The sequence below is a fragment of the Nocardia sp. NPDC059764 genome (assembly GCF_042732555.1).
GTDB lineage: Bacteria > Actinomycetota > Actinomycetes > Mycobacteriales > Mycobacteriaceae > Nocardia.
The window spans coordinates 1-12,580 of sequence record NZ_JBHWHH010000197.1 but is presented as its reverse complement, the minus strand read 5'-3'; the positions used below and the strand labels follow the sequence as shown (position 1 = coordinate 12,580).

11 protein-coding genes are annotated in these 12,580 nt (G+C 69.1%); 4 read left to right on the top strand and 7 right to left on the bottom strand.

Annotated features, from left to right (window positions below):
• Positions 1-21: 21 nt before the first annotated feature.
• The gene (locus ACFV4K_RS30500) at positions 22-2,229 is read right to left on the bottom strand and encodes a SulP family inorganic anion transporter (protein ID WP_379279576.1); all 2,208 of its coding nucleotides are present in this window, start codon (positions 2,227-2,229) and stop codon (positions 22-24) included.
• Between the two features lie 213 nt (positions 2,230-2,442).
• On the bottom strand, positions 2,443-4,686 hold the full coding sequence (locus ACFV4K_RS30495; RefSeq protein WP_379279575.1) for a SulP family inorganic anion transporter: 2,244 nt from the start codon (positions 4,684-4,686) through the stop codon (positions 2,443-2,445).
• Positions 4,687-4,867: 181 nt separating this feature from the next.
• Between ACFV4K_RS30495 and ACFV4K_RS30490 the strand changes: the two genes are divergently transcribed.
• Entirely contained in the window at positions 4,868-5,119 is a 252-nt protein-coding gene (locus ACFV4K_RS30490; protein WP_379279573.1) for a hypothetical protein, read from the top strand.
• A 47-nt stretch (positions 5,120-5,166) separates the two neighbouring features.
• Here ACFV4K_RS30490 and ACFV4K_RS30485 read toward each other — a convergent pair whose 3' ends face one another.
• The 4 genes from ACFV4K_RS30485 to ACFV4K_RS30470 form a co-directional block, all read right to left on the bottom strand.
• The gene (locus tag ACFV4K_RS30485; protein ID WP_379279572.1) at positions 5,167-5,544 is read right to left on the bottom strand and encodes a DUF5313 family protein; all 378 of its coding nucleotides are present in this window, start codon (positions 5,542-5,544) and stop codon (positions 5,167-5,169) included.
• Complete coding sequence (locus tag ACFV4K_RS30480; RefSeq protein ID WP_379279580.1) at positions 5,544-7,142, bottom strand: SulP family inorganic anion transporter; 1,599 nt, start codon at positions 7,140-7,142, stop codon at positions 5,544-5,546. The genes ACFV4K_RS30485 and ACFV4K_RS30480 overlap by 1 nt, the downstream gene beginning before the upstream one ends.
• Positions 7,143-7,186: 44 nt before the next feature.
• On the bottom strand, positions 7,187-8,959 hold the full coding sequence (locus tag ACFV4K_RS30475; protein ID WP_379279578.1) for a phosphoenolpyruvate carboxykinase (GTP): 1,773 nt from the start codon (positions 8,957-8,959) through the stop codon (positions 7,187-7,189).
• 155 nt (positions 8,960-9,114) lie between these two features.
• On the bottom strand, positions 9,115-9,444 hold the full coding sequence (locus ACFV4K_RS30470; RefSeq protein WP_357285311.1) for a metalloregulator ArsR/SmtB family transcription factor: 330 nt from the start codon (positions 9,442-9,444) through the stop codon (positions 9,115-9,117).
• A 133-nt stretch (positions 9,445-9,577) separates the two neighbouring features.
• On the opposite strand from ACFV4K_RS30470, the gene ACFV4K_RS30465 reads away from it, so the two are divergent.
• Both ACFV4K_RS30465 and ACFV4K_RS30460 read left to right on the top strand, forming a co-directional pair.
• Positions 9,578-10,390 (top strand): alpha/beta fold hydrolase, encoded by an 813-nt coding sequence (locus tag ACFV4K_RS30465; RefSeq protein ID WP_379279570.1) that lies wholly within the window; start codon positions 9,578-9,580, stop codon positions 10,388-10,390.
• A gap of 45 nt (positions 10,391-10,435) precedes the next feature.
• Positions 10,436-10,780: a zinc ribbon domain-containing protein YjdM gene (locus ACFV4K_RS30460; protein WP_379279569.1), complete on the top strand. Its 345-nt coding sequence runs from the start codon at positions 10,436-10,438 to the stop codon at positions 10,778-10,780.
• 20 nt (positions 10,781-10,800) lie between these two features.
• On the opposite strand, the gene ACFV4K_RS30455 is transcribed toward ACFV4K_RS30460, so the two are convergent.
• Entirely contained in the window at positions 10,801-11,934 is a 1,134-nt protein-coding gene (locus tag ACFV4K_RS30455; protein ID WP_379279568.1) for an agmatine/peptidylarginine deiminase, read from the bottom strand.
• Positions 11,935-12,140: 206 nt separating this feature from the next.
• Here ACFV4K_RS30455 and ACFV4K_RS30450 point away from each other — a divergent pair, with 206 nt between their 5' ends.
• Positions 12,141-12,410: a hypothetical protein gene (locus tag ACFV4K_RS30450; protein WP_379279566.1), complete on the top strand. Its 270-nt coding sequence runs from the start codon at positions 12,141-12,143 to the stop codon at positions 12,408-12,410.
• Positions 12,411-12,580 lie beyond the last annotated feature (170 nt).

Sequence of the window (12,580 nt, the reverse complement as noted above, 5' to 3'; positions counted from 1 at the left end):
CGCGCGCTCTGTGTGGGTCGATCAGTGGGTGTGCGCCAAGGCCGATAGCTCGGGGGCGTCGATCTCGCGAATGCCCGCCGAGGTCACCTCGAGCACCCGGGCGGTGCCGATGTCGAAGAACAGGCCCTTGATCTGCAGCCCGTGTTCGGCCATGGCGCGCCGGACCACGGGGTGGGCCCGCAGGGTGTCCAACTGGACCGCCACATTGACGATGGAGAGCTGATCGTCCACGCCGTATCCGGCCCGGGCGGCCGCGGCGGCGACCGGGTCGTCGGGGTGGAAGCGGTCCAGGCTGGCGCGGCCGTGGACCAGCCAGTTGCCCAGGCCGGGTCCGGTGGGTCCACCCGCGACCAGGGCTTTCATCGCCCCGCAGGCGGAGTGGCCGCACACCACGACATTGTCGACACGCAGTTCCTCGATGGCGAACGACAGCGCCGCCTCGATGGAGGTGTCGCGGCCGCCGGGGACCACGAAGTTGCCGACATTGCGGATCGTGAACAGATCACCGGGTCCGGTATTGGTGATCACGTTGGGCACGATCCGCGAATCCGCGCAGGTCAGGAAGAGCGAGTGCGGGTTCTGGACGTCGCGTAGCTCGTCGAGGTGCGGGCGCACCACGTGGGCGTTGCGGCGGTGGAAGGCGGCCACGCCGTGGGTGATCGGGTTGCCGTCGTCCTCGCGCCAGGGGCGCAGCACGTCGTCGAGCAGGGTGCGGGCGCGGCCGCGGACCGGCGGACCGGCCAGGGCATGCGCCATGCGGGCGGTGCCGAGTTCCACGTATTCGACTGTGCCGCCGGTGTTCTCGTGCTGATTGGCCCAGTCGTGGATGGCCTCGTAGGCGGCGTGGTCGAGGAAGTCGACGCTCAGTTCGACCAGCACGTCGGCGCCGGTCGGGACCTTGCCCAGTTCCGCGGACAGTTTCGGCAGCGCCAGGAAGGTGCAGGTGCCGTCGATGCTGACCAGCCAGCGATCGGTGCCGGCGACCTCGCCCGCGGTCACCGACACGCGCACGACTCGCCACAGCAGCAGTCCGAAGGCCAGGACCAGGCCGATGATGACGCCCTCGAGCAGGTTCAGGAACACCACGCCGAGCACGGTCACCACGTACACCAGCAGGTCGCCGGTGCGACGGGCCAGCTTGATGTGGGCCAGTTTCACCAGCTGCACGCCGACCACGATGAGCAGACCGGCCAGCGCCGATTTCGGAATCTGCTGCACCAGTCCGACCAGCGCGACCGAGAACACCAGCACCCAGACGCCGTGCATCAGGGCGGAGGCGCGGGAGCGCGCCCCGGCCTGCACATTGGTGGCACTGCGCACGATCACGCCGGTGACGGGCAGGCCGCCCAGGGTGCCGGAGATCATGTTGGCCGCGCCCTGACCGATCAGTTCGCGGTCGAAGTTGGTGCGCGGGCCGGTGTGCATCTTGTCCACCGCGACCGCCGACAGCAGGCTCTCCACGCTGGCGATCAGAGCGATGGTCAGGGCGGCGAGCACGACCGCGCCCCAGTTGCCGGACGGCATTCCGGGCAGGCCGATGGCGTCGAACAGCGAGCCGCTCAACACGATTCGCTCCGGGGAGCCGGGCAGCACCAGCGACAGCACGGTGCCGACGACGACCGCGACCAGCGGGCCGGGCAGCACCTGCACCTTGCCGGGCACGTACTTCCAGCCGAACATGATGGCCATCACGACCACGCCGATCAGGAAGTCGTCGCCGTGGACGTTGGTCAGCTCGCCGGGGAGCTGAATCACGTTCTGCCAGGCCGAACTATGGGACGCGCCGCCGAGCAGCACATGCAGCTGCTGCAGCGCGATGGTGATGCCGATTCCGGCCAGCATGGCGTGCACCACGACGGGTGCGATGGCCAGGGCGGCGCGGGCAATTCGACTGAGCCCGAACAGAATCTGGAGCAGACCGGCCAGGGCGGTAATGAAACACGCCGTCTTCCAACCGAACTGGGTGATGGTTTCGGCGACGACGACCGTCAGACCGGCCGCGGGGCCGCTGACCTGCAGCGGGGAACCGCCGAGCAGGCCGACCACGATACCGCCGACCACGGCGGCGATCAGTCCGGCCGCGATGGGCGCGCCGGAGGCGACCGCGATGCCGAGTGACAACGGCAAGGCGACGAGAAAAACTACGAGGGACGCAGGCAGATCATGACGCAGCAGGCTGTCGAGCCTGCCATTGGATCTACCTGGCGGTGAATCGGTGTCGCGAGACATATCGCTCCTCAGCGAGCATGTACAGGGGCATCGAATAAAGACCGCGGACGGCGTTGGCCGCGCACTCACCGGACGAGCAAAGGCCAGGCTAAAGGTAAAGTCTTAGCAAAGTCTGAGAAAAACTGCCGCCCAACGTAACAAGGGGGTGAATCCTGCCGGATTCACGCCCCTTTTGCCCGAAAACCCTCACCAACACCCCAAATCACACGCGCCTCACGCGGGCTGGGCCACCCTCCCCGGGCCGTCGATCTCCGCGATCCCGTCGACGGTGACCTCCACTACCCGTGCCGTGGCGATGTCGAAGAACAACCCCGACAGCACCACCCCGCGCTCCTCGACCCCGCGCCGCACCACCGGATGCGCGTACAGCGTCTCCAGCTGCACCGCCACGTTCACCATGCCGAGCTGATCGACCGGACCGAATCCGGCTGCGGCGGCGGCTATTCCGACCGGATGCCCGAGCCGGAACCGGTCCAGGCTGGGCCGGGCGTGCGCGAGCCAGTCGTCGAGCTGCGACCCGGTGACCAGTTCACTGTGCAGGGCGCCCATCGCGCCGCATCCGGAGTGCCCGCACACCACCACCGAGCGCACATCGAGTTTGTCGAGGGCGTAGATCAGCGCGGCCTCCATGGACGAGTCCTGGGCGTCACGCGGAATCAGATTGCCCACGTTGCGCACCGTGAACAGATCCCCGGGTCCGCTGCTGGTGATCACATTCGGCACGATGCGCGAGTCGGCGCACGTGACGAAAAGCGAGTCCGGCTCCTGCCCGTCGCGCAGCACACCCAGGTGTGGCCGCATGACGTGTGCGTGACTGCGGTGGTAGGCCGCCACACCCGCGACGATCGGGTCCACATCGGTGGCGGTGCGCCGCCACGGCCCGAGCACCTCGTTGAGCAGGTGCCGCGAATGCCCGCGCGCGGACGGACCGGCCGCGGCATCGGCCATGCGGACCGCGCCGACCTCGATGAACTCGACCGTGCCGCCGTCGGCGCGGTGCTGGTCCACCCATTCCTGCAAGGCGTCGTAGGCGGCGTGGTCCATGAAGTCGACCGTCATCTCCAGCACCACATCGGCGTTCGGCGGCACCTTGGCAAGTTCACTGGTGAGCTCGGGTAAGGCCAGGAAGGTGAAGCTGCCGTCCACCGTGACCCGCCAGCGCACGGCGTCGGTCCCGCCCAACCCGACCTCCTCGGCGGTCACCGTCACCCGCACCACCCGCCACAGCAGCAGCGCGAAGGCAAGGGCAAGACCAACGACCATGCCCAGCAACAGATTCCAGAACACCACCACGAACACGGTGGCCGCGTACACCACCAGGTCGCCGGTGCGCTGGGCCCGCCGGATGTGGGCCAGTTTGATCAGCTGGATGCCGACCACGATGAGCAGTCCGGCCAGCGCCGCCTTGGGAATCGAGCGCGCCACCCCGACCAGCGCCACCGAGAACAGCAGGATCCACTGCCCGTGCAGCATGGTCGAGGCCCGGGTGCGCGCTCCCGCTTTGACATTGGTGATGCTGCGCACGATGACCGCGGCCACGGGCAGGCCACCGATCAAGCCGGAGACCACGTTGGCCGCGCCCTGACCGATCAGCTCGCGATCCAGATCGGTTCGGCGAGTGGCGTTCTGACGCATCCGGTCGACCGCGACGGCCGATAGTAGGGTCTCCACGCTGGCGATGAGCGCGATGGTCACCGCCATCAGCGCGATGGCGGCCCAGCTGCCGTGCGGCAGCCGCGGCAGCCGCAGTTCGTCCAGCAGCGATCCGTCGATGGTGATGTGCTCGACGCGCACCGGCAGCAGCCGGGCCAGCACGGTGGCGACCAGGACCGCGGCCAGCGGTGCGGGCACCTTGCGCACGGGTTCGGGCACGTGCCGCCAGCCGACCAGGATGGCGATCACCACCAGCCCGATGCACAGGTCGCCGGCCTTCACCGAGGCCAGCTGGTGCGGCAGTCCGGCGATGGCGGCCCAGGACGAGGTCAGGGTGTCGCCGCCCAGCAGCACGTGCACCTGCTGCAGGGCGATGACGATGCCGATCCCGGCGAGCATGGCGTGCACCACGACCGGCGCGATGGCGAGCACGCCGCGCGCGATCCGGCTGAGCCCGAACAGGATCTGCAGTCCGCCCGCCAGCATGGTGATGAAACAGGTGGCGGCCCAGCCGAACTGGTTGATGGATTCGGCGACCACCACGGTCAGCGAAGCGGTGGGCCCGCTGACCTGCAGCACCGAGCCGCCGCAGAGCGCGGCGACCACCCCGCCGACCACCGCGGCGATGAGTCCGGCGGCGACGGGGGCGCCCGCGGCCACCGCGATGCCGATCGACAGCGGTAGTGAGACGAGGAAGACGACGAGTGAGGCCGGGAGGTCGTGGCGGACCAGGGTGGCCCACGAGTCCCGGCGCGGCGGGCCGGGAAGCGACGTCCGTGGAGGCTGATCGGTGTCGGTGGACATATCTCTCCTTCGCCGGCACGGCGGAGCCGCCCGGTTCATCGGTCAACATGTACTGGCATCGAGAGGCAGCGGCGGGCGAGGCTGGAGAACCACGACGCTTGGCAGAACGCGGGTAAGCGTAAAGACAAGGCAAAGGAAACGAAAAGCGTTTGCGACGATTGATGCGAACCGCTACCAAACTGTGACACAGCTCACGCGTTCGCGCGAATCGGATATCACCGGTTATTCACCCGATACACCCTGCGGGTTCGCCCGCGATGCCTACTGGAACCTCACCGACGAGCTCGTAGCCGCCTTCACCAGGGCATCCGGGGTCGAGGTCACCGTGTTCAGCGCCGAGACCGGCAAGATCACGGCCAAGCTCGACAAGGAGGGGCCCGAGTCCGGCCGCCGACCCTCGACGAGATCAGCACGGGCAACGGCTGCGCGGTGATCCTCGCCGAGTTCATCCAGCGCTACCCGCGCTGACCCCGCGCGACCTCAGCCGCGGCCGTGCGCCCGCTCGTAGGCCGCGCGGGCATCGGCGGCGCGAGCGCGTTCGCGCTGGTCGGCCAGATCCGGGTCCAGGCCGTGCTTGGCCAGGCGGGCCCGGCGGAACACGTACATCAACGCCGCGGTGAAGTAGATGAGCGGCAGGTACAGCAGCGCCATCATCGACGCCCCCATCCACAGCGGCCCGGGAATCAGCAGGAACAGGCACAGCGGCGGAATGATCGGGATCAGGATGCGCAGCATGTAGCGGCGGGCCGCGCCGGGCCCGGTCAGATCCTCGATCACCCACGGGTGCATCGACGCGGGCAGGGCGCCGCCGGCGATATAGCGCAGGCGCTGCCAGAGATTCGGGGTGTTCTCACTCATCAGTTACTGCTTTCAGCGGGGCGGGCGACGAGTTCGCGGGCGACCGCGATGGCGTCGGGGGTCTGGTCGAACAGGTGGCCCGTACCGTCCCCCGGCAGCGCGCCGACGGCGGCGAGCTTGCGGTGGTGGTCCTCCCGCAGACCCGACATGAGCACGGTGATGCCGCGATGTTCGAGCTTGCCGATGGCATCGCGCAGGGTGAGCGCGCCGGTGGTGTCGAGCGCGGTGAGATGCGACATGCGCAGGATGACCACCCGCACGTCGGCCACCTCGGCCAGCTCCAGCAGGAAGCGGTGCGCGGCGGCGAAGAACAGCGGCCCGTCGAGGCGGTAGGCCACGATGTGGTCATGCAGGAGGTCGTGCTCCTCGGCCAGATGGTCGGCGTCGTCGAGCGGAATCTGGTGCAGCCGGGCCTCTTTGGCGACCGAGCGCAGCGCCAGCATCACCGCGATGCCGACGCCCACCGCGACGGCGGTGACCAGGTCCATCGCGACCGTGACCGCGAAAGTGATCGCCATGATCGCCGCGTCGCCCTTGGAGGCGCGGGCGATGGCCGCCAGCGAGGCGGCCTCGACCATGCGCACGGTGGTGGCCAGCAGCACCCCGGCCAGCGCGGCGAGAGGAATCGCCGCTACCAGCCCGGTGGCGAGGAAGACGATGGCCGCCAGCACCACGGCGTGGATCAGTGCGGCCAGCCGGGTGCGCGCGCCCGAGCGCACATTCACCGCGGTGCGCGCGATGGCGCCGGTGGCCGGCACCCCGCCGAACAGGGGCGCGGCGATATTGGCCAGCCCCTGGCCGAACAGCTCGCGGTCGGGGTTGTGGCGGGTGCCCACGGCCATGGAGTCGGCCGCGGTCGCCGAGAGCAGCGATTCCAGCGCCGCCAGTGCGGCGACCGCCATGGCCGGTGCGAGCAGTGAGCCCAGCTGATCCAGGTGCAGGAATTCCAGTGTGGGGGCCGGTAATCCGGAGGGAATCGTCCCGATCAGCGTCACATCGAGGTGGAACAGCTTGGCCGCCACCGTCGCGAGCACCACGGCCAGCAGTGCGAACGGCAGCCGGGGCAGGGTACGACCGCCGATCAGCACGATCGCGGCGACCACCAGCGCGGTCGCGAGCGACACCCAGCTGGGGCCGGACACGAACTGCCGCACCGCATCCCACGCCGACTGCCACACCTTCTCCCCGTGCGCGTGCGCGACGCCGAGCGCGGACGGGAACTGCTGCAGAGCGATGACCACCGCGATGCCCGCGGTGAAACCCTCGATCACCGGGGCGGGCATGAAGCGCACGGCGCGCCCGACCCCGGCGATCGCGAGCACCACCAGCACGAGCCCGGCCAGCAGCCCCACGGCCAGCACCCCGCTCGCTCCGTGCTGATGGAAGATCGGAACCAGCACCACGGTCATGGCGCCGGTGGGCCCGGTGACCTGGAACCGGGAGCCGCCGAACACCGCGGCGATCGCGCCCGCGATCACCGCGGTCGCCAGCCCGGCGGCCGCGCCGAGCCCCGAGCTGATGCCGAAGCCCAGCGCGAGCGGCAGCGCGACCAGCGCGACGACCAGTCCGGCCAGCAGGTCCGCGCCCGGGGCGCGCATGGCGGGCAGCCAGTCAGTGCGGTTCGGCAGCAGGTTGGCCACGGTCAGAGCGCCTCGGCCAGACGTAACTTCAGAGCGGCCAGCTCGGCGCGCAGGGCGTCGGGCAGCCGGTTGCCGCCGATGGTGGCGTACCACTCGTCGATCGACTCCAGTTCGCGCACCCACTCGTCCACGTCCACGGCCAGGGCCGCACCGGCCAGGCCGCGGTAACCCGCACCCAGGCCGTCGAGGTCGAGCGCGTCGGCGGTGGGCACGTAGCCGATGGGGGTGCGCACGGCGTCGGCGGCGCCGTCGAGGCGTTCGAGCGCCCACTTCAGCACGCGCACGTTGTCGCCGAAGCCGGGCCACAGGAACTTGCCGTCGGCGCTGCGCCGGAACCAGTTGACCTGGAAGATCTTCGGCAGCCGCGCGCCCTCCCGCGCGCCCATGGCCAGCCAGTGCGCGAAGTAGTCGCCCACGTGATAGCCCAGGAACGGCAGCATGGCCATGGGGTCGCGGCGCACCACGCCGACCGCGCCGGTGGCGGCCGCGGTGGTCTCCGAGGACAGCACCGAGGCGGTGAATACGCCGTGCGCCCAGTCGAAGGACTCGGCGACCAGCGGGATGGTGGTGGCGCGGCGGCCGCCGAAGAAGATGGCCGAGATCGGCACGCCGCGCGGGTCGTTCCATTCCGGGGCCACCGACGGGCACTGCTCGATCGGGGTGCAGTAGCGCGAGTTCGGGTGCGCGGCCGGGGTGCCCGATTCCGGGGTCCAGTCGTCGCCGCGCCAGTCGATCAGGTGCGCCGGCGGCTGTTCGGTCAGGCCCTCCCACCACGCGTCGCCCTGGTCGGTGCGGGCGGTGTTGGTGAAGATGGAGTTCCCCGCCTCGATGGTGGCGATGGCATTGGGGTTGGTCTTGGCGCCGGTTCCCGGTGCGACACCGAAGAATCCGGCCTCCGGGTTGACCGCGTACAGGCGCCCGTCGGCGCCGAAGCGCATCCAGGCGATGTCGTCGCCCACGGTCTCGGCCTTCCAGCCGGGCAGGGTCGGTTCGAGCATGGCCAGGTTGGTCTTGCCGCACGACGACGGGAACGCGGCGGCGATGTAGTGCGTCTTCCCTTGCGGCGAGGTCAGTTTCAGGATGAGCATGTGCTCGGCCAGCCACCCCTCGTCGCGGCCGATCACCGAGGCGATGCGCAGCGCGAAGCACTTCTTGCCCAGCAGCGCGTTGCCGCCGTACCCGGACCCGTAGCTCCAGATGGTGCGGGTCTCGGGGAAGTGCGCGATGTACTTGGTCTTGTCACACGGCCACGGCACGTCGGCCTGGCCCTCCGACAGCGGCGCGCCCACCGAGTGCAGGCACTTCACGAATTCGGTGCCGGGGGTGAGCTGCTCCCAGACCTGCGCGCCGGAGCGGGTCATGATCTGCATCGAGACCGCCACGTACTCCGAGTCGGTGATCTGCACACCGTATTTCGGTTCCCCGGCGTCGAGCGGGCCCATGCAGAAGGCGATCACGTACAGGGTGCGCCCGGCCATCGCGCCGCGGTAGTGCTCGGTCAGCACGGTCCGCATGTCGACCGGATCCACCCAGTTGTTGGTGGGCCCGGCGTCGCTCTCGCGCTCCGAGCAGATGAAGGTTCGATCCTCCACGCGCGCCACGTCGTCGGGATCCGAGACGCACCAGAAGGAGTTGGGCTTGGCGGGCAGCGGGACGAACGTGCCCTTGGCCACCAGGTCCGCGGTGAGCCGGTCCCATTCGTCGCGGGACCCGTCGCAGTAGACGATCCGCTCGGGCGCGGTCAGCTCCGCGACCTCGGCGACCCAGGCCGCGATGTCCGGGTGCGCGGTCGGTGCCGCGGTGGAGGCGACGGTGGCGGTAGGACGTTCGAGCACGGCGAACCTCTCTTCACGAAACAACTAGGTTTTCATTTTAGAAAACATGCAATCAGTGGGTGGGCGGACCCCCCGGAAAACCGTGGGCCCCGCGGTTACGCGGAGTGTTCGAGCGCCTCCGCCTGGCCGGTGACCACGCCGGTGAGAATGGCCCGCGCGACCGCCAGCAGCTCCGCGACCTGCGGCGAAGTGAGTTCGTAGGTGACCGAGAGTCCTTCGCGGCGGGCCGAGACCAGCCCGGCGCGGCGCAGAATCGACAGCTGCTGCGACAGATTCGCGGCCTCGACGCCGATCTCGGTGAGCATCTCCGAGACCGCGTACTCGCGCTGGCTCAGCAATTCGAGGACCCGGATCCGCACGGGATGGCCGAGCGTCTTGAAGAAATCCGCCTTCATTTGATAAAGCGGCCGTTGCAGTCCTGGCATGTCGCGAGCCACTCCTTCCGAGGGCGGATGGGCATCTGGATACGCTGCCCGACCCGGTGATTGCAGAGTTTAGCAAACAAGATAATCATGCTAGGTTCGGTCGTTCCCCGGACCGCCCACAGGAAGACCGAACGTGCCCATCGCCACCCTCAATGGGATTCGCCTCAACTACGACGTCACCGGCAACGGACCCCTGGTCGTCCTCGTCATGGGCACCGGCAGCCCGGGCCGGGTCTGGCGGACCTACCAGGTTCCGGCCCTGGTGAAGGCGGGTTTCCGGGTCGCCACCTTCGACAATCGCGGCATCGCGCCCTCGGAGGAGAGCGCCCACGGCATGCGGATCGAGGACCTCGTCGCCGACACCGCGGCGCTGATCGAACTGCTCGGCGGTCCGGCGCACGTGGTCGGCACCTCGCTGGGTGCGCGCGTCACCCAGGAACTCGCGCTGGCCCGGCCGGATCTGGTGACCAAGGCCGTCATGCTGGCCACGACCGGCCGCTCCCATCCCCTGGCCAGCACGCTGAGCAAGGGCGAGCAGGCGTTGCAGCAGCAGGGCGTGAAGCTGCCGCCGGAGTACGCCGCCGCGGTCAAGGCGATGCTGAACCTCTCCCCCGCCACCCTCGAGGCCGACGACTCCGCGCAGCAGTGGCTCGACATCTTCGAATACTCGGCGAGCGTCGCGCCCGGACCGGGCGTCCTCGCGCAGATGCGCATGGACCGGACCGGCAACCGCCTGGCCGATTACGCCCGCATCACCGTCCCCAGCCTGGTGGTCGGGTTCGCCGACGACCGCATGCTGCCGCCGTTGTTCGCCCGCGAGGTGGCCGAGGCGATTCCGGGTGCGCGGTACGTGCAGCTCGAGAAGTGCGGCCACTACGGGTATCTGGAGCAGCCCGAGGCGGTCAACAGCGCCATCATCGACTTCCTCACCGGCGTCCACGCCTGAGCCCCGACCACTTCCGTCCCCCTACCACCCGCCGAGGAGCCGATCGTGTCCGACTCGCTGCCGCCGTGTCCCGCCTGTTCCAGTGAATACACCTACGAAGTGGGCGGGTTGCTCACCTGCCCGGAATGCGCGCACGAATGGACCGTCGAGACCGAGGCGGCGGCCGAGGACGGCGTGATCCGGGACGCGGTCGGCAATGTGCTCGCCGACGGCGACACCGTCACCGTGATCAAGTCGCTCAAGGTGAAGGGCAGCCCCACCGGCATCAAGGCGGGCACCAAGGTCCGCAATATCCGCCTGGTCCAGGGCGTCGGCGACCACGACATCGACTGCAAGGTCGACGGCATCGGCGCCATGCAGCTGAAATCCAGTGTGGTGAAGAAGGTCTAGCGCGGACCCTGGCGCGCGGGTCAGTCGACGGGTTCCTGCTGGGTGGTGCAGTGGATGCCGCCGCCGCCCGCGGCGATGGCGTCGATATTGATCTGCACCACCCGGCGATCCGGGAACAGCCGGGTCAGGGCGGAGTAGGCGGCCGAATCGGCTTCCGGGTCACCGAATTCGGGGGCGATGACGCCGCCGTTGCAGACGTAGAAGTTGATGTAGCCGGCGGCGAAGTCGTCGCCCGCGCCCCGGTAGCGCAGATCGACCGGCGCTTGCAGGGTTTCGATCTCGAGCGGCCGCCCCTGCGCGTCGGTGGCGTTGTGCAGGATCTCGAGGTGGCGGCGGGTGACGTCGTAGTCGAAGGACTCCTCGTTATTGTCCAGCGCCGCGACCACCACGCCCGGTCGCGCGAAGCGGGCGTAGAAATCGGTGTGACCGTCGGTGATGTCCTGCCCGGCGATGCCCGGCAGCCAGATCACCTTCTTGATGCCCAGCAGATGGTCGAGCTCGGCCTCCACCTCGGCCTTCTTCCAGCCGGGATTCCGATTCTTGTTCAGCACACAGGATTCGGTGATGAGCGCGGTGCCCTCGCCGTCGACCTCGATGCCGCCGCCCTCGAGCACCAGATCGGTGTGCGTGGTCTGCACGCCGGCGCGGCCGTCGACGATGGTGGCGACCTTGCCGTCGCGCTTGTGCTGCTGTTTGCCGCCCCAGCCGTTGAAGTTGAAGTCGACACCGGACTTGCCGTGATTGCCGTGCACGAACACCGGTCCGGTGTCACGCATCCAGAGGTCGTCGAGGTCGGCCACGATCAGTTCGACATTCGCGCCGCCGATCAGCCAGCGGGCCAGATCCAGTTCGTCCTGGCGCACCAGCATGGACACCGGCTCGAAGCGGGAGATGGTGGAGGCGATGGTGGCCAGGTTCTCGCGCACCTGCGGCAGCAGCTGCCGGCCCCAGATCGCCTCGCTCGCACCGAAAGCCATCCAGGTGCGCTTGTGCGGCGCGCCCTCGTCGGGCATCACGCCGGAGTGACCCTCGTGGGACGAGCCCGTCGAGGGCTCGCCGTTGAACCACGACGAGACGGATCCCTCACAGCCCGCGAGCAGTAGCCCGCCCATCGTCAAGATCCCCGATCGCATGAACCGGCGTCGTCCTTGCATTGCACTGTCTCCTTTGAAAGAAGGCCCGGCGCGGCGTTTCCCTCTCCGGCGCGCTGAATCCACTGAACCCGCTGATCAAACGGCCGCCACACAAAGAACGGCCCGAGCCGGGCACCAGCGACTCTAATCTCTGACTGAATTTTCAGTCAAGGTCGGTTCGTGTGATCCGGCTCCCTCCGCGACCGGGCGCGCGCAGACTGGGACAGATGACCACCGCCCGCGTTTCCGCTGCTCTGGCCTCCGCAATCGTCATCACCGGGGTCGTGGCCGCCGACCCGGTCGTGCGCGACCGACTCGGCGGTGGTTCCTTCACCGACTCCGGCGCCCTGATCCTGGTCGCCGACCGCGCCGACGCCGACCTGATCCTCGACTTCATCACCACCCTCGGCGGCGACTGGAACCCCGGCGAACTCCGTTACGGCGACCGCGAATTCGTCCGCTCCACCGGCACCGACGCCCTGGCCTGCGCCGTGTGACCCGACCGGTCCGGCTAGTCTCGAATCATGGTGTCGCGCATGAACGGGTCGGCGCTGCCACCCAGCCTGGTGGAAATGGCGACGCGGCATCTGCGGGCGGAGGTGCTCAGCGGCGCGTTCGAGCCCGGCGACCGCATCGGCGAGGAAGCGCTGTGCGCGCGGCTGGGCAC

Coding starts and splice junctions, on each gene's coding strand:
- ACFV4K_RS30500 (WP_379279576.1), bottom strand. CDS start 2,229: ATGTCTCGCGACACCGATTCACCGCCAGGTAGATCCAATGGCAGGCTC.
- ACFV4K_RS30495 (WP_379279575.1), bottom strand. CDS start 4,686: ATGTCCACCGACACCGATCAGCCTCCACGGACGTCGCTTCCCGGCCCG.
- ACFV4K_RS30485 (WP_379279572.1), bottom strand. CDS start 5,544: ATGAGTGAGAACACCCCGAATCTCTGGCAGCGCCTGCGCTATATCGCC.
- ACFV4K_RS30480 (WP_379279580.1), bottom strand. CDS start 7,142: ATGCGCGCCCCGGGCGCGGACCTGCTGGCCGGACTGGTCGTCGCGCTG.
- ACFV4K_RS30470 (WP_357285311.1), bottom strand. CDS start 9,444: ATGCCAGGACTGCAACGGCCGCTTTATCAAATGAAGGCGGATTTCTTC.
- ACFV4K_RS30455 (WP_379279568.1), bottom strand. CDS start 11,934: ATGCAAGGACGACGCCGGTTCATGCGATCGGGGATCTTGACGATGGGC.
- ACFV4K_RS30450 (WP_379279566.1), top strand. CDS start 12,141: ATGACCACCGCCCGCGTTTCCGCTGCTCTGGCCTCCGCAATCGTCATC.